Source organism: Pseudoalteromonas sp. QJM3NY_22, assembly GCF_056173065.1.
In genome coordinates, this window is record NZ_CM149655.1 from 3,464,027 (window position 1) to 3,486,561 (window position 22,535).

Sequence of the window (22,535 nt, forward strand, 5' to 3'; positions counted from 1 at the left end):
TTTAACAGCAATTTATTCTAGGTTACAGTTGATGTAGTCGCATAAAAGGTGATCAATAAAATATAAACTAAAATCAAAAGGATTTTTAAAATGATATCACTAACATCACTTGATCGCGTTGTTCCTTCCTCATATTTAGCACCAGCTAAAGCCCACGACTTACTCGAAAGCCTATCCTCTACTGCAAATTTAAAAAAGTACTTTAATATTGATGAAGCAAATAGCACTAAGCTTTCTGATATTATTACCTTGGTTAACAGTGCTTATGGAATTATTAAAGACCCCAATATAGATGACCTAGTCGAGGAAATAAAAAAGGTCATTGAAAATATAGTCGTTCTTTTTTCAGCTGAACAAATAAAAAAAATTAAAAGCTCTGAAATTTATCAAGAAGCCTATAAAGCATTTCAACTTTGGTCTGTTCTTGAAACACCAATTGGTGAACAAACTAACGGATTAAAAAAAGAGTTTGAATTTACTAAAGAGCACAAATCAAAAATTGATCAACTTAGTGTTGGTGTAACAGCTGGTGCCTACGGTGAATTTAGTATCTCTGTTTTAAATGACACAAAGCGCCCAACATTTTTATCCAAAACACTTCCAAATGGGTTTTGCCTCGTCAATCAAGATGTAAAAGCTGCCTATGATATTAATGTATCAACATCAACCTCTGCTAATATTTTTAAAATAGGTGCCGGTTTAGATAAATCAGGTAGTGTGGAGTTTGATTCGTACTACCAAGTAAATGAAGAAACTACTAGCTATAAAACCCTGTGGAGTATGTTTAAAAAACCAGTTCGCCCTTGGAACTTGAACGATATAAACACTCAATTAGTCAAGCGTACTAGTAGTGATGCTAGAGAGGGATATCGTGCATTTTCAATTAAAATGGCATCTTCTCTAATATTATCTGGCGAATTAGAAATTGGAAAATCACTCGCTTCAAAAACAAATCTTAAAGGGCATCTTATTGGAGTAGACGCCTCCGTAGCAGTCTCACTTTCAAGGCGCCAAGAAATAGCTGGTGACTTGGAACTTGATGTATATCGTAATGATCAACAGCAAATAGAACTATTACTAACTTTAAGAGAAACAGAGCAGACAAAAAACACCTTAAAACTAGCACTTGAAGCAGAAATTGAAGGAATGGATGCACTCGCCAAACAGTACATAGAAATGCTGCTTGGTAAAGGTAATGAACTGGTTAGTAAGCTTGAGGAATACAGTAACCCTGGCCAAATCTTGGTTGATGACATATTACATACAATTGATGAAGATACATGGTACAAGCCAATAGCCGAAATCACACTAGGACAAAATGAGATCGATGATGTAATTAAAAAGTTACTTGATGATGAGCTAATCGTGCAATTCAATAAGACATTGCTCTCAACAGAAGCGGCCCCAGACGACTTAGCAACATCTATAATTAATAGATTACTGAGTTTATTTGGTGTTGTGCAATCAAATGCTGACCCTATTTTTATGGCTGCTCAGCACAAGTCAGAAAAATATCTGTCTGAAAAAATAAAAATATTACAGCAAAAACTTCGTGAGAAAGCGGATGAGTTTGCTAACGATTTAAAAGAGAAAACAGCTTCCCAACTAAAACCTATCGCTTCGCTCGGCGATGACGTAGCACAGACGATTGCTAATTTTGATCAAAATATAGAAGCTAATTTTAATCGTGTAATAAATCGATACCAGATATTTAAAAAGAACATCACTGAAAAATTAGAAAAAGCAGCCAACATTAAGTTTGGTCTTAATTTAGAATCGATTAAACAACAACGTTTATTCGAACTTCAAAAATTAAAAATAACAATCCTCCAACCAGAAAATAAACAAGTACAAACCTTATTCCGCTGTTTAGCGATAGGCGACGGGAAAAAAGCCTCATTACTTATGCAAGCATTAAACAGAGCGGGTGCAATAAACTTAATACCTATCACTACACGGTTTGAAACAGCACTTAATAGTTCAACTCGGCTGGGCCTAAACATTATTGGCTTTGATATTAGTAAAGTACGCGATATTAATCGAGACTTAACGGTTGAAGTTGATGCTAATGGTAACTTATATGTTAAACACGATTACACCATTAAAGGAACTGCATCAGGGCTTTCAGAATCCAGACAAGCAAAATTAGGAATCATCTTTGGTGTTGCGCAATCAGCATTAGATCCCGAGTTTAATGGTGCTATTTCACTTGAATATACAAATCAAGATAACAAACTGCACAATTTAAGAGAGATTGAAGACTTCTTTGATTCCCTTGATTTATCGACCCACCGTCATGCCGACTCTTTACCAATAAATGTACCCATACTTATTCCCGAGCAAAATATAAAAGTCGCAATTAATCGTTATCAACATAGTATTGAAAACAGCAACATTTATACTAGTAGCGTCATAGCAATGACGATGCGTTCTGGGCATGAAGTCTATGCACAATTTGAACAACTAAATGGCGATAAGCTATATCATAATGCAGCACGTTATTTAATTTACTTACAAAGTGATTCGCCTTTTGAAAGGAAAGTTATTTTTAATATACTGCATTTATATGCCCTAAAAGATGAATCATATAATGATCTAAGTATATTGTTTGACCATTTATTAGATGGGGATTCTAGTAGAACCGTTGATTTCCGTCGTATTAAAAAAGATTTAAAAAATACAGATAAATGGGATGACTATCTTGCGCTTGTCCCTGATTCTCAAAATGGTGCCAATGCAAATAAGTCATGGAAGGGAGTAGCTAAACGCCTTACAACCATTGGAAAAGCTGCAAGAGCACTAAAGCGTTTTCCAACAACATTAAAAAATGTAAAAAAAGCAGTTAAAGCATTTGATGCCAGTACAAACCATTTTGAAACGCTAGAAAAACTAAATCAAACCTTACTAAAACTCACTCACGAATTGGAAGAAGACTTAGATTATTGGATTGGGGTTAAAAGCATAACGCAAAACCTGATAGGTGATTTATTCTCAAAATTAGGATGGGGTAAAGCAGGAATAAATACGCGTTTACTTATTTTTTGTCTTTTACTAGAGGACTCTATCGAACTTGAGAGTTCACTATTTTTAACGACCATCACGTTAAGTAATCAGTCCAACAATAGAGAAATCATTAAAATTTGATAATCAACCTGGATTCTGGTCAAGACACTTACTAACCTACTGAATTATAATGATATTTAAATTTATTTTCTCTAGCCAGAGATTTTCAGTGAAAACAAGGCGAATTTACGCGTCAATAGCTGGCCTATTGCAAGTAAATTCAACGCAGTGAGCGCTGAAAATAGTTGCTTGAAGTAGATTTATTATCCAGAGTTCAGGTTAACTAGCAACCCATAATAAGCTCGCTTGCTATAAGTTATTGCTTAGGGTAATTGGAAGGGAAAAATGCTTTTTTAGCATCTTCATCAAACTCTTTTTTAAAGGCTATATCAGTACCAATTACGCGTGCACGTGCAACCGCTGGGCGGCTATCAATGCTTTCAAACCAACGTTTAAGATTAGGATAAGGTGCTAAACCCTCTTCACCTAATACAACCGGTGCTTTATCAATCCAACCCCATGCAGATACATCAGCAATGGTATATGTATCACCCACTATAAAGTCACGACCTTCAAGATGAGTATCAAGTACTTCGTAATGGCGCTGCGCTTCACGTAAATAACGATTAACCGCGTAATCAAGCCCTTCTGGCGCCATGTGTCTAAAGTGAACACTTTGCCCAGAATACGGACCCAAACCAGATGCGATAAACATTAACCACGACAGCATTTCAGCGCGGTCATCGGCCTTACCCTCTAGCTTTGCATATTTTTCAGAAAGGTACATTAAAATAGCATTCGAATCGAACACACGCGTTTCACCATCGACAATGGCAGGTGCTTTAGCGTTTGGATTAATTGCTTTAAATTCAGGTGTATGTTGCTCACCTTTCAAAGTATCAAGAGGAACAAGCTCAAACGGCAAGCCTGCTTCTTCTAAAAAGAGTGCCACCTTCATTGGGTTAGGCGTATGGTGAAAATAAAATTTAATCATGTAAAGTCCCTCAATAATTGAACAATGATTAAAGCACAGCTTGAGCGGGTGTTCAAATTAAGTTTTTAATAGATAAATATACGGTTAAAACGTGATTTAATTGTGAGTATTTCGTGATACTTCATCTACAAATATCACTTATGCTACAAACAGTATAAATCTTTTCGAGAAGTAACATGCCTTTTAAAACACTGTCTCAATCGCTTTTTCCAGCATTGGCTGGGTTAATAATATTTTGCTCTCAAAGCCAAGCTGCTGAGCAAGTAACCATTGCAAGCACAGCTAATCCAACTACCTTTTTAGAGCTTTACACATCGCAAGGTTGCAGTAGTTGTCCACCAGCAGAGCGCTGGATTTCAACGTTTACAGATGATGAAAAGCTATGGACTGATTTAATCCCTATTAATTTTCATGTTACTTATTGGGATTATTTAGGATGGAAAGACCCCTTTGCCTCTGCTGTTTTTAGTAAAAGACAACGCACCTATAAAGCCTTAGGTAAAAGCCGTATTGTAGCAACACCCGGGTTTATGGTTAACGGCAGCGGGTGGCAAGGTTGGTTTTATAAACAAGCCATACCTATAACTAAAATCCCTTATTTAGGTAATTTAAAAGCGACTATAAACAACAGTAAAATTAATCTCGAATACGATACCGTTAATACCAAAGATAAAACTAACCAAAACTTAATAGCTCATGTAGCTCTGTTAGGCTTTGGTATAGAAACACAAATACACAGCGGCGAAAACGCAGGCCATAAGTTAAAACACGACTTTGTCGTTATTGGTTACGAGCAAAGTAACATGCAAACTAAGCGGCAATTATCATTAACTGACTTAACCCTGCCTCGCGCTAAAAAAATATCGCCAACAAAGCAAGCCTTAGTGTTTTGGGTATCTAAAAAAGGCGACCCTACTCCACTACAAGTTGCAGCAGATTGGTTTTAAAACTTTAGTTGACTCAAATAAAACCTTAACTAACAGCTTTATATGTAAATTAAGTGGCTACATATCAATTATAGCCATAAGGCTGTAAACCACCGAAAAAACCAATGATTTAGTTTTATTATTGAGAGTGATTTATTAATTATTCTTGCTTGACCCTGCATAAAACATAAATAACATTGTATTTACATCGACTTTTGTTTATAAAGTAAGTTGAATGGACTCTTGAAATAAGTAATTGACTTATAAGTATAAAAATCAAGCGCCTATCAATAAAAACTTCTGCAATTATCTATATGGACAAAAATTTATGCTAATTAACCAAAGCCACATTAAAACAATTGTAATCGCTGCAATTACAGCTTCGTCTTTAGCTGGGTGTGCTACAACATCATCAAAAGTAATAGAAACACCAACTGTTGCTAGCTATAACACAACCTACTCAGGTACAAAAAGCAAACTAGTCGTAGGTCAGTTTGTAAACCGTTCAAGCTTTCAAAATGGTATATTTTCATCAGGCCAAGACCGTTTAGGCAGCCAAGCAAAAACAACACTAATGAGCCACTTACAACAAACAAATCGCTTTAGTGTGCTTGATCGCGACAATATGGCAGCCCTTGCAGAAGAAGCAAAGTTAACAGGTACAAAACAAGTTCTTAGCGGTGCTAAATTTGTTGTAACTGGTGATGTAACAGAGTTTGGCCGTAAAGCTATTGGCGATCGCCAACTTTTTGGTTTATTGGGTAAAGGTAAATCGCAAATTGCTTATGCTAAAGTAACGCTTAATGTTGTGGATGTTACTACATCAGAAGTTATTTATTCAGTACAAGGTGCTGGTGAGTACAGCCTATCAGAACGTGAAGTTATTGGTTTTGGTAGCACAGCTTCATACGATGCCACATTAAATGGCAAAGTACTTGACCTAGCTATTCGTGAAGTAGTTAACAAGTTAGTTACTGGTCTTGAAGCTGGCCAATGGGGCAATAAATAATGAAAAAGCTAATTACCTTAGCATTTGTTTGTATAGCCCTAACAGGTTGTAACGCAACGAAAGAACCTATTTACTATTACGGCGACTATAGCACTGCCGTATACGCCTATTTAAAAGCAGATGACGTAACAGCCGAAGAGCAAATTAGTATGCTTGAGCAAATTATTGTCGATGCCGCAAACAAAAGTAAGAATGTTGCGCCTGGCCTACATGCTCACCTAGGTATGCTGTATTTTGAAACGGGTAATCCTTCATTAGGTACTACTCACTTCGAAACTGAGAAATCACTTTTCCCAGAATCAGTTCATTACATCGACTTCCTTCTAAAATCTGCGAAAGGCGCTTAATATGCTTAATTTAAAATCATACACAGCGATCGCATTAGTCGCATTACTCGCTGGTTGTGTTTCACCTCCACCAGCACATGACTACACAGCATTTAAACAAGCAGACCCTCACTCTGTTATTATTTTACCTCCGCTAAATAATACACCGGAAGTAATTGCACCATACAGTGTGATGACTCAAATGGTCGCGCCCATAGCTGAGTCGGGTTTCTATGTTTTTCCTGTTGCTTTAGTTGAGCAAACCTTTAAAGGTAATGGCCTCACTGTTGCAAGCGACGTGCACCAAGTACCGGTAAATAAATTACATGAAATTTTTGGTGCAGACTCTGCGCTTTACATCACTATTGAAGAATACGGTACTAGCTATGTTGTTATTTCTAGCGAAACTGCTGTTACTGTATCTGCTTCATTAGTTGATTTACGCACTGGCGAGCAATTGTGGCAAGGTAAAGCAAGAGCCTCTTCCGCTGAACAACAAAGTAATGGCGGTGGTGGCCTTGTAGGTATGCTTGTTATTGCAGCAATTAATCAAATTGCTGAAACTGTAACCGATAAAGGCTTTGAAATCGCAGCAATGACTTCAACACGCTTACTTTCTTCAGATGTTTACAACGGCTTGTTATATGGACCTCGTTCACCTAATTATGGCCAACCAGCACCAAGCGAAAAGAAAAAATAACTTTTATTGTTATTAACCTAAAGTTTGAAAAGGCCGAACCATTAAATGGGGTTCGGCCTTTTTAATAACAGCTTACTTAGCTAAAAAGCTTAGCAAAGTTACTTTTAAGTATTTAGAGCAGATTTTAAAATACGAGTTTAAAAACCAATATTAGTCACAATAGAAAAAACATTTCAAAAAAGTAATAATGGAGTAGCAAAATACAGAATCTATTTATTAGCCTGATTTACATGTTAAAGTTGTCATTATCACTAAATTACTCTTATAGTGAATCTATATAAATATTGAGCAATACTATGATAAAAGCACAAATACCAGCTGACGAAGAATCTAGATTAAAGGCCCTTTACGAGTATGAAATATTAGATACTGAAGCCGAAAAAGTATTTGATGATTTAACTCAACTTGCTTCTGATATTTGTGAAGCCCCCATATCACTTATAAGCTTAGTTGATCCACAAAGGCAATGGTTTAAATCAAAGTATGGTATCGATGTAGACTCCACCGAAAGAGATATCGCATTTTGCTCTCATACAATACTGCAAGACCAAGTATTTGAAATACAAAACGCTCTACTTGATGAACGTTTTTATGATAACCCTCTAGTAACCAGCGATCCAAACATTAGGTTTTATGCGGGCACACCGCTAGTTACACCTAGTGGCAGCACAATTGGTACATTATGTGTTATCAGCGACCAGCCAAAAAAGCTAACTCAAACACAAATTAACGCACTGAAAATACTTGGCAAAGAAGTTATCGCACAACTTGAGCTCAGGTTAAACAACAGAAAGCTGGCCACTGCATTAAAACAACAACAAATACATAATAAAAATCTTGAAGAACTAAAAAAAGAAGCTGATACAGCTAACACTCTAAAAGGTCGATTTTTAGCAAATATGTCGCACGAGCTAAGAACTCCGCTGCACGGCATTTTAAATTTAGCTGAGTTTGGACTAGCAGAGACTTCAAATATACAAAAAGATAACGCCTTAAAGAGTATTTTAAGCTCCGCGAATATACTCTCAAATATTGTAAATGACATTTTAGACTTTTCAAAAATTGAAGCGGGTAAGTTAAATATTGAGAATATTAACTTTAACCTGAGCGAAGTCATTAACAATGTAATTAATCCACTAATGAAACAAGCCACAGATAAAGGCATAAAATTTATTCCATCTATAGATAAAAATATCGCTACAACCCTAAAAGGCGACCCTGTCAGAGTTTCTCAAATTTTAAATAACTTATGCTCAAATGCGATTAAATTTACACAACAAGGCCAGGTAGAGTTTAAAGTCACTGTAAAGGAGAACCTCTTAAACACGCAAAATATTGTATTTGAAATAATCGATACGGGTATTGGTATTAGTAAAGCTGCACAGCAAAATTTATTTCAAGAGTTTCATCAGGCAGATTCATCTACATCTAGAAAGTACGGGGGCACGGGACTTGGTCTCTCTATTTGCACCAAGCTAAGTGATTTAATGAATGGCAAAATCAACTTCACGAGTAAAGAAGATAAAGGTTCTGTATTTACTTACCAACAAAGCTTTGAAACATCAGAACTCGATGAATTATTAAAACCAAATAAAGAAATAACCGATTTACAAGGGTGCACTATTTTGGTTGCCGAAGACAATAAAGTAAATCAAGTTGTCGTAAGTAAAATGCTACAAGCTCATAATGCGAAAGTAATATTTACCGAAAATGGCAAAGAATGCGTTGATTACTTTTTTGCCAACCATGTTGATTTAATTTTTATGGACATTCAAATGCCAGTGATGGATGGAGTGCAAGCCACTAAGATAATTAGAGCGCAACAAACAGATAAAACAACGCCAATTATTGCCATGACAGCCAACACCATGAAACCAGATATTGAACATTATTTAGATATTGGTATGGATGGCTATTTAACGAAGCCATTTAATAAAGATCATTTAAATAGCTTGCTCAATGTTTATAATCCAAAAAACTCAAATCTCAAAAATTTAGCAGTTAAAGTTAGTAACCCAAACATTACGAGTGAACGTAAGCTAAAACAGATATGCAATGAGCTAAAAAAGTTAATTTCAAATGCCGACAGAGTCAGTCTCTGGTTGTTTAATCACGACTATACTGCCATTAATAGCTTAATTTGCCTTGATGAAAAAAATGAGATAGTAAGTAATGCAGTTTTAAAAGCTAAAGACTTTCCTGCATACTTTGACTATATTTTAGAGCATAAAGTATTAGACGCATCAGATGCGAGAAACCACGAAATCACTAAAAACTTAACCAAGGTTTATTTTGAACCATCAAACATTTACTCCTTGCTTGATTACATCTACTTTATTGATAACAAACCGCTAGGTGTTATTTGTTGTGAAAGTGTTGGCTCAAAAATTTCATGGAGCCATGCAGATAAACTGTCACTTATTAAAGTAGCTGATGTAACAACCTTGTTTTTATCCAAACAGTTGAAATCATAGTAGCTACTTTGATTTATTAAGCATCGCTTTTAAATCGGCAAACGGAGAATGCGTTGCAGCCTCTACTTTTCGCTCTGTAGTTGACCCACCATACATAATGTGTTCGTGGTATTTATTGTGCTCATTATCGTGGCAATAAATACACAATAACTCCCAATTACTACCATCATCAGGATTGTTACTGTGGTTGTGATCAACATGATGCACCGTTAACTCACGTAAATTAGAGTACTCAAACTCACGAGCACAACGCCCGCATACCCAAGGGTACAATCTTAAGGCCTTTATTCGATAGCCTTCCTCTTGCTTCACATAAGCCTGAGGTACATCGTTATCCTTACTCATAATATTCCTGCTAAATTCACTATTACGGTGCTCAATACTAAAAAACTTAATTACTGACAAGTCACCAAAAAAAGTATCTATATGTCGGCCTGTTTGTTCTCAAGCGCGTAGTACGACCATAAGTTTTTTATTGTCGGAAGTCCAAGAAATTTCACCGCTGTATGTCGCTACCTAGATCTTTTAAACCTAGATCTGGATTTGTATTATTGAAGGTATAAGAGTTGTGTTGGCCAGATAGCTCAAACTTAGTTGAACGTGTATTTTTCGAGAAAATTGTCCTAACTAATTGCCGCCTAAATTGCTAGCCGTGCCTTGCAGCCCTTCAAGCGTTTGATAGTTAAAAGTGATGTTAGAATTTTTAAATTTTCTATAAGAAAGCAGTATATCTTGTGTTTTTGTTTCAACATCATCTTCAAAAATATCGGCTGAATAACCAATTTCAATGTCGTTAATAGCAAAAAAACGCCCAGCCAAATCATCGTATAGTTATGCGTACTGACTTTAAATAAAGCTCTTTATCTAACTTTTTTAAGTGCTTTCAAAACCAGACTTACTTACATGCTTAATTAGCTCCGGAAAAAACGCTAGAAACACGGCTTCTAATTCATCGTAGTTACGCGCTATATCATCAGCCGCACCCGAAAAAGTGTTAGTAAAACGAATACGCTTGGCAATATTATCAAGTGCTAGCCCTATTCCATCAATGGTTTCGTATTCTTTAAACCAATCGTTTTTAGTCATACTTGTTACAACATGCTGCATACGCGTTGGCATAATAGGTATGCGCTGATTTAAAAGCTGGTAGCTGGTGTACTTAAACTCACTTAAAGATTGCTTGCTAAAGTGTTGCCAATGCACAATTAAAAAGTGATCAAACACCACATCAATAGCCACACCAGCAAATCGCTTACGCTCGGGTGAAAAGTACTGCTTGGCGTGTTTAACTAAAGGATGGGAGTCGGTAAATTTATCGACTAAATAGTGGTTATCGAGCCCATTTTTAACCGTGTTTGGTAAGTGCTCTACATGCCTTTTACCACCAAAGTCGCCCAATAAGTTCCCAAAGTGAGAATCGGCTGTAGGCTGTGCTAAATAAAGGTGAGCTAAATAATTCAAAGTGTTCTCGGGCTTGGTATTAATACAGTTAAAATAATAACTTAATTGTAAGCGCTACTTAAAGTGAGATTTATGCCTAATCAAAAGCAAAATAGCATAAAAAAGGTGAAACTAAGTTTCACCTTTTTTATTAATTTTGAAACTAATTAATTAGCATTACGCTGTAGAAACATTACTTGCGCCTGCATTATTAAGTATTTCTTCAATAGCGTTTTTGTTGTCACTATCGTACTTAATACCAATTAATATAGAGCCTTTTTCAATGGCATCTTCGTAATACTTAATTTCATGCTCAGGGATAAACGCACCAACTGCGGCCCCTAAAGTACCACCTACTGCAGCGCCTGCGCCACCAGCGGCAAATGCAGCGACTAATGGACCGGCAACTAATAAGCCTGTACCACCTGTTGCTACAGTCCCTACGGCAGTAAATCCACCAATAATTGCAGCAAGAATACCACCTGAAGCTGCGCCTATAATGCCGCCCTCGGCAGCTTTAGTACCTTCGTCTACAGCAAAATCTTCCTTTGCGTATGAGTCGTTGGCTACAATACTAATATCAGCTTCGTTGATACCTAAAGCTTCTAATCTGTAAATTGCGAGTGTTGCTTGTGATGCACTTTCGAATAACCCAGTAATAACGGTACTCATAATAACTCCTTTATTTATTTAAGAAAATACACTTACTACTGAGCAAAACTCGAACCAAATAAATTATTATTTTAAATCAATGAGATAAATTAAAATCCAGTTCTAACATTCTTATTATTAAAGTAAAAATTACTAAATTTTGTAAAAAACTCCTACCCATATAATTACACTCATCAACAAGTAGTGCGCGTTTTTATATAAATAACATGAACTCTAGTTAAGTAGATCCCGGAGTTCACTTACAGCACATAAAGGTATTGATGCCCTGTGGCAAGCATGAATAGCGTAACCATAAATAAAAACGAGCTTCCAAGTCACCATGCCCTGGACATAAGCAACTGATGAATAATTTATTTCATGACGTTTACGTTCAAATCAATTAATTGCCTCCGGAATCAAACGTAATGATCGGGGCCAGAGAAAGCGAAGACTCCTTCCTTTTCACTGCAATCCTAGAGCGAAAAAACCTTAAGCAAGGTTTTAGTCATTGCCTAAATTAATTGCCCAACAAAGTTAACACTATTATGGGCTAGAATTGGAAATACCAAGCTCCCCGTTCGCTCTCTTAGCCACAGTAAAATAAAACCATAACCTCCGGTTAATAAAATAGAGGTAAACGAAAAGTACCACTCACCAGCGCTAAACATAACGCCGTGCACCAAGCCGAATAACAAAACTAAAAGTAATCCACCTATATTTATCGGCGCGCTCGCCAAACTGTATCGCTTAGATACTATTGCCAAGGAAATACAAAATAGTAAGACCCCTCTAAACATCGGTTCTTCGTCAAACCCTGGCATGGTTGCTTGATAAAGTAATGTTTCTAAATCATAGCGAGGCTCGCCACTCCAGAACCATGAAACAATGACTTGGAGAACTACAAACAAGCACAAAACAATAAAAGCAGGTTTTAAAGAACCTTCACTTTGTTTGAAAGTAAAACCAGCATCAGCAATACGAAAGCCATGTTTATATTTCGCTAAGGCTAGGATTGCACTCCCCCACAGGATAATTACAGCTATTTTTCCTGACCAATTCCAAGACATATCAGTAAAAAATATATCCAAAGGAATTACCTCGGCGCCTCTAAATAGAGCAAAAACGTAACACGTAAAAATGCCTAATGAGATTAAAGACCACGTTATATTTATATCGACTTTATTAAATGCTTTTAATGTTAAAGCTAAAATTAAGATAACACCGACATTTGCAAATACGGCTATGAATGCATCTTCCATGTATACCTCTTTAGTAAGGGCGCATTGCTTCTTACTTTTATTATTATTTAAGTAGTTTCTAATACTAATCCTAAATTGGATATTATTAAACAGCTACTTAGTTAGTAAAGTAGCCTTAGGCTTCATAAATTACAGAGGCGTATTTGGAGAGCTTTTGTAAACGCAGTAAACTTTGAATAAAATTTTATACCTTGAGCGAAACACTTAAGCACTGGCGGTAGAATCCGCTTATTGAGCTATCACCCAACGCATCGGCAAACTATGCGCCAACAACGAATAACATTCACATTTATCTATAGCTCTGTTTGTTACATTAGCTATGCGTTGGGTTTCGTTTAACTCAAATCAACCTACGGTTGTTGCTTGCCTACAAGCTTGCGTATAATGCCCCCATTCCGGCTGCACTTTTTAGCCGCTAACTTGGATTTTAATAATGAAAAAACTCTCTGCGGTGCAAATAAAACAGCAAGCACTTGTACTTAATACAGCTGAAAAATTAGAAGAACTAGGCCGCGCTGAGCTCCCAAGCATGCTGCAATGCTGGTTTGATGTTCAATATCACTTATTTCCAAGTTCACTACTTTTGTGTTTTCAGTTTGAAAACGAGCAAGCTTTAGCGGCCGCAGAGCCAAACTTATTAAAATGGCAAAAACGCTTAAGTGGCGAAATGCTTAAAAAAGGCGTTATTTTAAAAGATATGCGCAAGCATTTAATATTTACGCTCAAAGGGCCTGATGACTAAATTAGGCTTAGGTAATAGTGAGCAATCCCAACTAAAACCCATGATTAAAAAAGTGGATACTGCCACGCTCGTTTATAAATCGATATTTGGATCTGTAATACGAGCAAAAACCAGCTTAAGCTTATCTAGCGGCAATCGATTACTGAGCTTCTGATATTGCCCTGGGATCAACTGCTGATCTTTTTGTTCAGCAACCACAAATGAAAATACATAGTTGCCCTCTACCCCCATTCTTAAATCACTAATAACAACCTGTTCATTTTGCTGATAAACACCGTAAAGCCCTTTGGTAAATCGTTTTAATAACACGATCTGCTTTGCATCATTGAGCTTAGTTAACAACGCGTTTTCTGTAGGGTAAAATTGAATATCAACGTTTTTAACTTCATCAAACACAGATACATAAATCTCATAATGACCTTGCTTAGTAATAGCCACAGCGCGCCACAGCAAAGTATTAAGCGGAGTCGGCGTGCTTTCAAAATGTGAGAATGTGATATTTTTTTGATTCAGCGCCTGATAAATTTTACTATTAATGTGGTATTTAGCCGCAAAGCCCCAAATTAAATACAACGAACTAATGACTAACGCACTCGTGTTTATAAGTTGTGCATGCGGTCGCATACGTGCAAAACACAGCGCTATACAAGACAACACAAGAGGCAAAGTATACGCAGGGTCAATAATAAATATACTCGAAATACTAAAAGGATATGTTGACAACGGCCATAACAACTGCGTACCGTAAACGGTAAAATTATCGAGTAATGAATGCGTACTTAAAATTAAAAAAATGCCAGCCGACCAACGCGTCATCGTTATACATTTAGCCCAATTCATTTTGAGTAAAAGCCACGCAAATAAGGGGCTCAATAACAGCTGTATAAACAAAGAATGACTAAAGCTACGATGATAAACAAAATTTTCAACATCGCCACCAAAATTAATTAGCACATCTAAATCTGGTAAAGTGCCAAACGCCGCCCCAATTAATAAAGATTTGCGACCTAATTTACTGCCCAATGTTGCATAAGCAACTGCACTGCCAAGCACCCAGGGCGGGATCACACTTTGTAAATAAACAAATTTTATGATCTAATACCATAAATTTCATCACCTTAAACTTATTATGTCACTCTTCTCACATTTAGAACTCGTCAAAGATAATCGTTCACATATAAATCAGCACCATAACTTAGTTGATGTGCTTTTTCTTATTATTACTGCCGTTACATCAGGGTGTGAAAACTGGCAAGACATTGAAGTCTATGGCGAAAGTAAGCTTAATTGGTTAAGAGGATTTCGTTCTTTCAAAAATGGCATACCCACTCGACATAGTATTGCTCGGATTTTTAGAACCGTTGATACTGACTCATTACTACTCGCGATGTATAGCTGGGTCAATCAAAACCGCGTTAAGTCAGCGCATCCTGTCATTGCCTTCGATGGCAAAACTATTCGCGGAGCAAGTAAACACATTGCTGATAAATTACATCTCGTCTCAGCATTTGATTGTGAAGCAGGTCTCACATTATTCCACCAAACAGTTGGCAGTAGGACGAATGAAATACCGGCAGTTCGGGATTTATTGAAAATACTCGATATCAATAACACCGTCATTACACTTGATGCTTTGCACTGCCAAAAAGAAACGCTAAAACAGCTAATTAGCAGACATGCAGATTATCTAGTGCAAGCAAAGGGTAATCAAAAGAAACTTTATAGCGCGATTCAAGATGCATTTACACACCAGTATGAATCTGAAAACTCAGAGATACTTAGTCATGTAACACAAGATGAAGGGCATGGGCGAAAAGAAGTACGCACGATAGATTGTCTTGATGCGCGTTTATTACCGAGTGAAATTAAAGAGAGCTGGCCATCAGTTAGAACAATCGTTGCGGTGCAGCGAGAGCGAACGAAGGGTAATAGAACGAGTATTGACACACATTACTACCTAACATCGTTGACAGACAATATATTGATAAGTAAAGCAATAAGACAACATTGGCTGATAGAAAATCAGCAACACTGGATACTGGATGTCGTATTTAAAGAAGATGCCTGTCAAATACATGAGCCATTAAGTGCGCAACATATGGCACTATTTAGACGCGTCGTTAGGAACATGATAAAGCAGCATACGAAAAGCAAGGGGTCAATAAGAAGTAAGTGTGTAAGAGCTTGTTATGATGATGCTTTTAGAGAAGAACTTCTTTTTGGTTAACATTTTTAACAAAGTATGCTCGCGCCCTGGCCAAGCACCACTTGTGTGAGTGAATCCAATTAAATCCCCTTTTTTCAAATCAATTAAAGCACGCATTATAATGTACTGCTTCGCAGGCTCTGTCGATCTTAAAAAATAGGCACTTGTTGGGTTTGGTAAAATATACATTAGCGAGAAAGACGCAAAGTGAGACCCCTCAAGCGACTCATTATCTATTGCATCGTGTTTGGATTAGTAATTAAAAAACACTAAATCACTGCGTTATAAAATGAAAAAGGCAAGATACAAAAAGCTCAAGGTGGCATTTTGGCGATAAATTTGGAGTAGTAAGATTTACCTCGTTTAAATTTGTAAGCCCTGAATACGTATGTAATGGGTATCTATCGCACCACCTGAACAGTAACATAATTATAACGTATATTTAACGAGCGATGATTTTTGTCTATGTCTTCATATATTTCTCATTTACAAGCCTTTAGAGGCATTGCGATTTTAAGTATTGTCGCAGCACATGCGTGGTCATTTGCTATTTTTTGGACTGGCGATTTAGATTCCCTCGGTTTAAAAACGCTTTTTTACTCAACTGAACTATTGTTTCACGGCAGCACACTATACTTCGCCATTATCTCGGGATTACTTTTCAGTAAAATTTTACAGAATAAAGGGTGGATTTCATTTTATAAGAGTAAAATACTAAATGTTGTTTTACCCTATGTTGCCGCAAGCACAATAGCGACAGCTGTGTACTGGCAATATTATCTTGCTGATGGTGCAGCAACCGATATATCGTTTATTATCACAGTCGCCACAAACCTAGTATCCGGAACCGCAGCTATTCAATTTTGGTACATCCCGATTTTATTAGTACTTTTCATATTGACACCATTGCTAGATTTTGTGAATAAACGCACACCAAAGCTGATGTTTTTTCTTGCATGCGTGCCCTTGGTTATATCCCGCAGCGCCTTTCCTGATTTTCTAAGCATGCAGAGTTTGGTGTATTTTTGTGGTGCATATTGTTTCGGAATGATAATAGGGAGTCATTACGAAAAGACAATGGCTAAGGTCAATCAATATAAAACGTGGTTAATCGCTTTTATTGCCTTGATCAGCGCAGCCATCCTTACCCAATATATTAATGAATATAAAGTAGATGGGTGGTATTCATCTCGACAAACTCTTTTCTACATTCAAAAAATATTAGCTTGTTTACTACTCTTAAAGTGGCTTCAAAATATTGAAACACGTCTACCCAAAACCATATGCAACATTGGTGAATATTCGTTTTCTATTTATTTTTACCATGTTTTCTTCGTTGGTTTTCTAATTATGGGCCTGCAAGACTATATTCAAAGTCATCGAGATGCTTTCATTATCGGCTTATTAGGTATTGCAAATATGATTGTTGGTGTCGGTGCAACGATGGCCTTCGCATGGCTAATAAAGAAACCAATAGGGCGACACTCACGAAAGCTAATCGGCACCTAACGTATTGGTACAATTAAATAAGGGTTGTGGTGAGTACTTGTCGTTCGGATAAAAATGTGGAGTTCCTCAAGGTTTGGTCCTTTTGGATTTCAAGTAAAAAATTTGTCATGCCAAACACCGCCTACTAAAAAAGTAACTTAACAGTAAAGTGGAGTGCTTATGTTACGGTGCCATTAATTGAGAGTATGGTGTTATCCAATAAACCTTCATAACTATTAAAAGCAAAAATATCATAATTTATAAGGCCACAAATGTGGCCTTATAATACAAAATTAAACGTAATTATTAATCTAATTCAGCATTTAAAAATACATATACGTAATTACTAAATTCAGGCTTAGTTAAATGCCCGCCTTCAGTAATCGTATCTAAAAGCTTTGCATAACTGTTTGCATCAGTTGCATTACCTGCGTAACCAAACAGAAATAATGTGAGTTCTTCTAATATAACTTCATCAGTAGGTTCAGGAAACACAGTACCAAAAGATAAATCTGGAATTTGACCGCTTATGCCACCTCTTATTGTCCAATCAAATCGGCTTTCTGCTTCATCATCAACCAAAAAGCTATAATCCCATACTGCTCTTGCAAATCGGCTATCAACATTACTAAAATCAAAGCTTGAATCATTGCTTTCAGTAAATTGAAGTAAACTGAATCCTAAGTCTTCGGTTATAGTAGGTAGCTCTGTCAACTCATAACTACCATCTGAATCCACACTACTTCGAGCATAACTATGCATGTCGATTCGGGCACCATCAACTGTTGTTGGCTCAACCGATGAATCTGTTTGTACATAAAAGTTATGCTCAGTCACCGTTGGGAAAACAAATAGCGGTTCAGGGGAGTTAATGTATGTAAACTGTACAAACTCATAGGAATTTATATCTTCTATATACCCTCGAGTACTAACAGAAGTTGCATTAAAACTGCCTTGATTAGCCACCTCCACACCATCATGGCTAAAATCTGTATCCGTTATTTTTATCACAGACGCATTTTGCGGAACTTCAATAACAGCCACCTTAGCGTCATTTGAAAAGTAAGATTTTGCGGTAAGGTAAAGGTTTTCTGTAGTTGGGCAAATAAAAACAGAATCTGAAATTTCTGAGCCTTCGTATTGATACACCCTGTAATCATTAGGTATTGTATTTAGTTCAGATGTATCTATGCTCACTGCGCGACAACCACAGCTTTCGCTAAACTTATTAAAATGGTATTTACCTAAATTAGTTCTATTTTCAATATCAAGCTCTGTAAATATGTGCCTATAAGCACCATCGGCTTCATCAACAACATCACCCAGTACTGATACATGTTTTGTACCAGAAGGTAGTTCACCTGAAAAACTACCTTGGGCGTCGGTTTTAACAGAGCCGATAGCATCACCATCATCATTGTGAAATACCACATCAGTTTGATACGCAGAATCGGTTCCACACTGGCGAGTTAATGTTTGTAATGAAATGGTTTGAAGCTGAGCAGTACTGCCGCCATTTGATGAGCTTACAGAGTTCCCCTCTGATGAAGAGCCGCCACATGCGCTGAGCGTTAAAGAAAGTGCAATAGCGAGTGGGGTAAGTATAAATTTATTCATTTTTATTAGTCCATTATGTTTATTCCATTTCATTATCTCAATTTAATTAGGTCAAAAACAGGTTAGCAAGTAACTAAATTGAAATAATTTGTAAACAAAAATAAAACATACACCTCACAAACAAAGCCAACAAATAGTCATCCCTGCAAAGTTAAACATTTATTAAAGCTAAAGTTACTCGCTAAAACCTAGAATACAGAAGAATGCTAAGTGTCAGGTCTTGTTTCTGCCAAGACCAAAACAAGTATCACGTTTAACACCTTCCCCGTCACTATGCCCTGAAAATAGGCAAGCATGGATGTGTTTTCACGGACTTGGGGGCAAATCCTGAGGGATCTTATTGGTAATACTCAAAAACTATAAGTAGCGGAAGCTTTTAAATAAAAGGGGATAAATAGCAACTAACTCAACAAGCTCTAATATTCTCATTATAATTGCCCTTTCGTTTTCGATATTCGTTAGGAATACCGCCGACAATATCTTTAAACACACGATTAAACGTAGCAAGAGAAGAAAAGCCACTTTCAAGTGCAATGCTCAAAATACTCCACTCTTTGGCTTGTTCACTTGCTAATAATGTCTTCGCATAATTTACACGGTATTGGTTAATAAACAGATTAAAGTTGGCTACTTTGTAGTGATAGCGAATTGCTCTACTAATTTTGTATTCCGGCACTTTGAGCGCTTGTGCAAAATCTGAAATTTTAACGCTAGTTTGTAAAAATAACTGCTGCTCGTTCATCAGTTCAGCAATACCTCCTATTAATTCTGGGGGCACTTGCTGTTGGTGATGAACACTATCGCAACACTCTTTTACATCATCAGTATCAAAAGCAGTCTTGCTCTTACTATTGTGATGTAACTTTTGCTTATTAGTAGTAATTGCTTGAAGCAGCAGAACTCCCTGCATTGCAAATACAATTAAAAGTGCAGACGAAGTTATGATAATGGGGTTATACAGCTCAATTTCAGTCGCACTAAAAATAAACTTAGGAAAAATATTTGCATTAAACACAGCTAAAACCCAAGCGCTCCCAAAGATGACTGATTGCATTTTTTGTGACTGTGTTTTTTTACTATAACCTCTAAACGCCTCCCAAAAAGAAAGCGCAAGGATACTTGATGAAAGCAATATGGTGACCTCATTCACCCCTTGCTTTAAGCGCCACATTATATCACTGGTAGGTAAAGGCTGAGGGTCAAGGCTCACTAAGTAGTGCCATGTTTGATTAAACATGATCAAGCCGGCAATGGTTGCAGCAAAAGCCACATGCCTGCAGGAAATTGGCGAATGCTCACGAAATAACGTTCTTGCAATCAGCCATGAAACATTACATGTTGCGCAAGTGAACAACCCGATTAGATATTGATACGCGCCAATACTTTGCGCACTGAGCTTTTGTGCTGCCACCATACACAGGGAGCCACAAAATATCACAAATAAATAATGAACCAGCTGCTTATCTTTTTTCAGCGCATTTAAAAACATTAACCCCATACAAACAAAAAGAAGAAGATAATAAGGGGAATAATTTTGCATAATAGCGTGCTCTTAAAATGACGTTTTAACCAACAACGTGGCCTGAATTACATGGTACAAATTAACATGCATGTTGGCAAAAAAACTTTGTTAGTGAATGTACCTATACCGCCCTAGCTAATTACAAAAAAATTATCAATATATCGTTGCTCAAATTCCGAATTTGAGAAGCAATCACCATGAAAGTCTTTATATTTGGGCTATTGAAAAGATTTTCTGGAAAAGCACATGTTAATGCAAATAATAAAAAAAACGCCCAATGAGCTACTTGAGATGAGTAAAAAAATGTGGTTCACGTGCCTGTTAATGGCACAAATCTGCTTTGTTATTTACCTCTCCTTGGGATACGGGCTTACGGGGATCACTACGGGAATATCTGGCTGGAGTCGTCTAAATAGCACCGCCTATGTTGCCAGCGATCCCACCGGTAATTCAATGTACGCTCTGCATGTGTTACTCGCCATCGTGATGATAATTGGCGGTAGCTTACAGCTAATACCCGCAATAAGAGCAAAGTATACTAAGTTTCACCGCTATAATGGCCGCGTGTTCGTAATGTTAGCCTGTACCATCTCTTTAGCAGGTATGTACCTTATGATAGCCAGAGGAACCGTTGGTAACACCTTGATGCATGCGTTGACTATGCTTGGTGGTTGCGTGGTTATTTTAGCGAGTATATTAACCGTACAAGCAGCCAGAAAGCGGAATATCACTAAACATAAAATTTGGGCGATACGTTTATACCTTGCAGCAAACGGCGTTTTATTTTTTAGGCTAATGATTTTTGCCTGGTTTTTAATATTCGGCTCACTAGGAATTGATACTGCAACGTTTACAGGTCCAACCGTGTTAACTATTAGCGTATGTTCTTATATTATGCCGCTGCTTATAGCTGAGTTAGTCAGGTACGCAGGTAAAACATCTAATAGAGTAATAATAATCGCCACCACTGCTTCAATGATGTTGATATCCATTGTATTTTTAGTCGGCTTATTTGGTGTAGTGTTTGCAAGTTGGTACCCAGCGATAGTTGGCTAACATACTCAATAATCATTGAAGAAGAAAAGAGAACGATGTAGGTGGACAAATACAGTGTAAAAAAAAGTTAAAAAACGTCATCACTTAAAAAGTGTATTTTTTTATTCTATTCATAGCGGTCTAGACATAGTAATTAACTCAACGAGCAACAAACTAAAAACCTAGGCACTTGATGTGTATTCAAAGTTTAGTGCCTTTGGTTTCAATAAAGCCTTGGATAAGATTTTTATTAATAGAAGCTTGATTCAACTTCTTTTAGAGCTTCTTCGTCTGACAATTTTGAAGTCTCACAACGAACATAGCCTTTTACCCTCGAAATTATATACTTTGCGGCTCCAGCAGTTTCAACATGCTCAAACTCATCTTCTGCTGATTTGATTACGTTATAATTGCCAGCACATAACTCTTTAGCTCTACGATTAAACGTTTCATTGGCTGCATCAAAGTTAGTCCATGGTGCAAAATTTGTTTGAGCAGTGATTTTATAGACACCATCAGCAATAATACGATCTTTAAATCCCCCACCTAATGAGCTTTCACCGTCTTCATTTATATTGTGATAACTAGAGCAGCCTGTAAGTATGAATAAACTTAAAACAGTCAGTATTTTTTTCATTATTAAAACCTATTTTTATGTAACTATTCAGCCACATTTTCAATAAATATATCAGGTAAAAAGGTGTTTAAAAAGCAATAAGTTAACACTAGCTGAATATAAAACTGTGCAAATATCAAAAATTACTTTAGTCATTCCTATTTTTATAAGCCAAGACCAAACACCAATCTCACGTTTAACACCCTCCCCCGTCATCACGCCCTGAAAATAAGCAATTGATGAGTAATGCATTTCATGGATGAAATGAAAGCCATGCTTGCACATGGATGTGCTTTCATGGCGTTTACATTCACATCAATTGTGGTTTGAAGGATTAAGCGTGATGCTCGGGTGCGCTGAGAGTGTCCAGAGAGGGACCAGCGGCAGCCCCTCTTTGGCTGCCGTCGCCAGTGCGACAAAACCTTGAATAAGGTTTTTTAATTTCTAGAAGTGCCAAACGTATTCAC

The 22,535-nt window shown here is 36.9% G+C and carries 20 protein-coding genes; 10 read left to right on the plus strand and 10 right to left on the minus strand.

Annotated features, from left to right (window positions below):
- Positions 1 to 90: 90 nt before the first annotated feature.
- Positions 91 to 3,144 carry a hypothetical protein gene (locus AC0VZ4_RS15935; RefSeq protein WP_475440147.1) on the plus strand — a complete coding sequence of 1,018 codons (3,054 nt, stop codon included), beginning with the start codon at positions 91 to 93 and terminating at the stop codon, positions 3,142 to 3,144.
- 235 nt (positions 3,145 to 3,379) lie between these two features.
- Here the strand turns inward: AC0VZ4_RS15935 and AC0VZ4_RS15940 are convergent, their stop codons facing one another.
- Entirely contained in the window at positions 3,380 to 4,057 is a 678-nt protein-coding gene (locus AC0VZ4_RS15940) for a glutathione S-transferase family protein (RefSeq protein ID WP_007378470.1), read from the minus strand.
- A 176-nt stretch (positions 4,058 to 4,233) separates the two neighbouring features.
- Between AC0VZ4_RS15940 and AC0VZ4_RS15945 the strand changes: the two genes are divergently transcribed.
- The 5 genes from AC0VZ4_RS15945 (at position 4,234) to AC0VZ4_RS15965 (ending at position 9,492) form a co-directional block, all read left to right on the plus strand.
- The gene (locus AC0VZ4_RS15945) at positions 4,234 to 5,004 is read left to right on the plus strand and encodes a DUF1223 domain-containing protein (protein WP_007378469.1); all 771 of its coding nucleotides are present in this window, start codon (positions 4,234 to 4,236) and stop codon (positions 5,002 to 5,004) included.
- A 307-nt stretch (positions 5,005 to 5,311) separates the two neighbouring features.
- A complete protein-coding gene (locus tag AC0VZ4_RS15950) occupies positions 5,312 to 5,992 on the plus strand; it encodes a CsgG/HfaB family protein (protein WP_475440148.1) in 681 nt (226 codons plus the stop codon).
- Positions 5,992 to 6,339 carry a DUF4810 domain-containing protein gene (locus tag AC0VZ4_RS15955; RefSeq protein WP_007378467.1) on the plus strand — a complete coding sequence of 116 codons (348 nt, stop codon included), beginning with the start codon at positions 5,992 to 5,994 and terminating at the stop codon, positions 6,337 to 6,339. The genes AC0VZ4_RS15950 and AC0VZ4_RS15955 overlap by 1 nt, the downstream gene beginning before the upstream one ends.
- Before the next feature lies 1 nt (position 6,340).
- Positions 6,341 to 7,018 carry a DUF799 domain-containing protein gene (locus AC0VZ4_RS15960; protein WP_007378466.1) on the plus strand — a complete coding sequence of 226 codons (678 nt, stop codon included), beginning with the start codon at positions 6,341 to 6,343 and terminating at the stop codon, positions 7,016 to 7,018.
- A gap of 296 nt (positions 7,019 to 7,314) precedes the next feature.
- A complete protein-coding gene (locus AC0VZ4_RS15965; RefSeq protein WP_007378465.1) occupies positions 7,315 to 9,492 on the plus strand; it encodes a GAF domain-containing hybrid sensor histidine kinase/response regulator in 2,178 nt (725 codons plus the stop codon).
- Positions 9,493 to 9,495: 3 nt separating this feature from the next.
- Here the strand turns inward: AC0VZ4_RS15965 and AC0VZ4_RS15970 are convergent, their stop codons facing one another.
- The 5 genes from AC0VZ4_RS15970 to AC0VZ4_RS15990 all read right to left on the minus strand — a co-directional run bounded on the left by AC0VZ4_RS15970 (position 9,496) and on the right by AC0VZ4_RS15990 (position 12,842).
- Positions 9,496 to 9,837 carry a YajD family HNH nuclease gene (locus AC0VZ4_RS15970; RefSeq protein ID WP_475440149.1) on the minus strand — a complete coding sequence of 114 codons (342 nt, stop codon included), beginning with the start codon at positions 9,835 to 9,837 and terminating at the stop codon, positions 9,496 to 9,498.
- Positions 9,838 to 10,119: 282 nt separating this feature from the next.
- Positions 10,120 to 10,311 (minus strand): hypothetical protein, encoded by a 192-nt coding sequence (locus tag AC0VZ4_RS15975; protein ID WP_008134268.1) that lies wholly within the window; start codon positions 10,309 to 10,311, stop codon positions 10,120 to 10,122.
- A 54-nt stretch (positions 10,312 to 10,365) separates the two neighbouring features.
- Positions 10,366 to 10,953 carry an acyl carrier protein phosphodiesterase gene (locus tag AC0VZ4_RS15980; RefSeq protein ID WP_008134267.1) on the minus strand — a complete coding sequence of 196 codons (588 nt, stop codon included), beginning with the start codon at positions 10,951 to 10,953 and terminating at the stop codon, positions 10,366 to 10,368.
- Positions 10,954 to 11,109: 156 nt separating this feature from the next.
- Complete coding sequence (locus tag AC0VZ4_RS15985) at positions 11,110 to 11,604, minus strand: hypothetical protein (RefSeq protein WP_007378461.1); 495 nt, start codon at positions 11,602 to 11,604, stop codon at positions 11,110 to 11,112.
- A 491-nt stretch (positions 11,605 to 12,095) separates the two neighbouring features.
- On the minus strand, positions 12,096 to 12,842 hold the full coding sequence (locus AC0VZ4_RS15990; protein ID WP_008134264.1) for a CPBP family glutamic-type intramembrane protease: 747 nt from the start codon (positions 12,840 to 12,842) through the stop codon (positions 12,096 to 12,098).
- Between the two features lie 433 nt (positions 12,843 to 13,275).
- Between AC0VZ4_RS15990 and AC0VZ4_RS15995 the strand changes: the two genes are divergently transcribed.
- The gene (locus AC0VZ4_RS15995) at positions 13,276 to 13,584 is read left to right on the plus strand and encodes a hypothetical protein (RefSeq protein WP_008134263.1); all 309 of its coding nucleotides are present in this window, start codon (positions 13,276 to 13,278) and stop codon (positions 13,582 to 13,584) included.
- Between the two features lie 72 nt (positions 13,585 to 13,656).
- Here the strand turns inward: AC0VZ4_RS15995 and AC0VZ4_RS16000 are convergent, their stop codons facing one another.
- Positions 13,657 to 14,652, minus strand: coding sequence for a metal-dependent hydrolase (locus AC0VZ4_RS16000; protein WP_475440150.1), 996 nt, complete (start codon positions 14,650 to 14,652; stop codon positions 13,657 to 13,659).
- Between the two features lie 61 nt (positions 14,653 to 14,713).
- Here AC0VZ4_RS16000 and AC0VZ4_RS16005 point away from each other — a divergent pair, with 61 nt between their 5' ends.
- Both AC0VZ4_RS16005 and AC0VZ4_RS16010 read left to right on the plus strand, forming a co-directional pair.
- The gene (locus AC0VZ4_RS16005) at positions 14,714 to 15,811 is read left to right on the plus strand and encodes an ISAs1-like element ISPsesp1 family transposase (protein ID WP_475440151.1); all 1,098 of its coding nucleotides are present in this window, start codon (positions 14,714 to 14,716) and stop codon (positions 15,809 to 15,811) included.
- Between the two features lie 444 nt (positions 15,812 to 16,255).
- Positions 16,256 to 17,299, plus strand: a complete 1,044-nt coding sequence (locus AC0VZ4_RS16010) for an acyltransferase family protein (RefSeq protein ID WP_008134261.1) — start codon at positions 16,256 to 16,258, stop codon at positions 17,297 to 17,299.
- A 285-nt stretch (positions 17,300 to 17,584) separates the two neighbouring features.
- Here AC0VZ4_RS16010 and AC0VZ4_RS16015 read toward each other — a convergent pair whose 3' ends face one another.
- Together AC0VZ4_RS16015 and AC0VZ4_RS16020 are read right to left on the minus strand one after the other, a co-directional pair.
- A complete protein-coding gene (locus AC0VZ4_RS16015; RefSeq protein WP_008134260.1) occupies positions 17,585 to 18,895 on the minus strand; it encodes a hypothetical protein in 1,311 nt (436 codons plus the stop codon).
- A 406-nt stretch (positions 18,896 to 19,301) separates the two neighbouring features.
- Positions 19,302 to 20,384: a helix-turn-helix domain-containing protein gene (locus AC0VZ4_RS16020; RefSeq protein WP_475440152.1), complete on the minus strand. Its 1,083-nt coding sequence runs from the start codon at positions 20,382 to 20,384 to the stop codon at positions 19,302 to 19,304.
- Positions 20,385 to 20,663: 279 nt separating this feature from the next.
- Between AC0VZ4_RS16020 and AC0VZ4_RS16025 the strand changes: the two genes are divergently transcribed.
- The gene (locus tag AC0VZ4_RS16025) at positions 20,664 to 21,473 is read left to right on the plus strand and encodes a DUF2306 domain-containing protein (protein WP_475440153.1); all 810 of its coding nucleotides are present in this window, start codon (positions 20,664 to 20,666) and stop codon (positions 21,471 to 21,473) included.
- Between the two features lie 229 nt (positions 21,474 to 21,702).
- Here the strand turns inward: AC0VZ4_RS16025 and AC0VZ4_RS16030 are convergent, their stop codons facing one another.
- A complete protein-coding gene (locus AC0VZ4_RS16030) occupies positions 21,703 to 22,089 on the minus strand; it encodes a hypothetical protein (protein WP_033038093.1) in 387 nt (128 codons plus the stop codon).
- Between the last annotated feature and the right edge of the window lie 446 nt (positions 22,090 to 22,535).

Bases quoted from the DNA above. Each gene is read 5' to 3' on its own strand.
- AC0VZ4_RS15935 (WP_475440147.1), top strand. From the start codon at position 91: ATGATATCACTAACATCACTTGATCGCGTTGTTCCTTCCTCATATTTA.
- AC0VZ4_RS15990 (WP_008134264.1), bottom strand. From the start codon at position 12,842: ATGGAAGATGCATTCATAGCCGTATTTGCAAATGTCGGTGTTATCTTA.
- AC0VZ4_RS15945 (WP_007378469.1), top strand. From the start codon at position 4,234: ATGCCTTTTAAAACACTGTCTCAATCGCTTTTTCCAGCATTGGCTGGG.
- AC0VZ4_RS15995 (WP_008134263.1), top strand. From the start codon at position 13,276: ATGAAAAAACTCTCTGCGGTGCAAATAAAACAGCAAGCACTTGTACTT.
- AC0VZ4_RS16020 (WP_475440152.1), bottom strand. From the start codon at position 20,384: ATGTTTTTAAATGCGCTGAAAAAAGATAAGCAGCTGGTTCATTATTTA.
- AC0VZ4_RS15940 (WP_007378470.1), bottom strand. From the start codon at position 4,057: ATGATTAAATTTTATTTTCACCATACGCCTAACCCAATGAAGGTGGCA.
- AC0VZ4_RS15970 (WP_475440149.1), bottom strand. From the start codon at position 9,837: ATGAGTAAGGATAACGATGTACCTCAGGCTTATGTGAAGCAAGAGGAA.
- AC0VZ4_RS15985 (WP_007378461.1), bottom strand. From the start codon at position 11,604: ATGAGTACCGTTATTACTGGGTTATTCGAAAGTGCATCACAAGCAACA.
- AC0VZ4_RS15965 (WP_007378465.1), top strand. From the start codon at position 7,315: ATGATAAAAGCACAAATACCAGCTGACGAAGAATCTAGATTAAAGGCC.
- AC0VZ4_RS16010 (WP_008134261.1), top strand. From the start codon at position 16,256: ATGTCTTCATATATTTCTCATTTACAAGCCTTTAGAGGCATTGCGATT.
- AC0VZ4_RS15950 (WP_475440148.1), top strand. From the start codon at position 5,312: ATGCTAATTAACCAAAGCCACATTAAAACAATTGTAATCGCTGCAATT.
- AC0VZ4_RS16030 (WP_033038093.1), bottom strand. From the start codon at position 22,089: ATGAAAAAAATACTGACTGTTTTAAGTTTATTCATACTTACAGGCTGC.
- AC0VZ4_RS16005 (WP_475440151.1), top strand. From the start codon at position 14,714: ATGTCACTCTTCTCACATTTAGAACTCGTCAAAGATAATCGTTCACAT.
- AC0VZ4_RS16025 (WP_475440153.1), top strand. From the start codon at position 20,664: ATGTTAATGCAAATAATAAAAAAAACGCCCAATGAGCTACTTGAGATG.
- AC0VZ4_RS15960 (WP_007378466.1), top strand. From the start codon at position 6,341: ATGCTTAATTTAAAATCATACACAGCGATCGCATTAGTCGCATTACTC.
- AC0VZ4_RS16015 (WP_008134260.1), bottom strand. From the start codon at position 18,895: ATGAATAAATTTATACTTACCCCACTCGCTATTGCACTTTCTTTAACG.
- AC0VZ4_RS15955 (WP_007378467.1), top strand. From the start codon at position 5,992: ATGAAAAAGCTAATTACCTTAGCATTTGTTTGTATAGCCCTAACAGGT.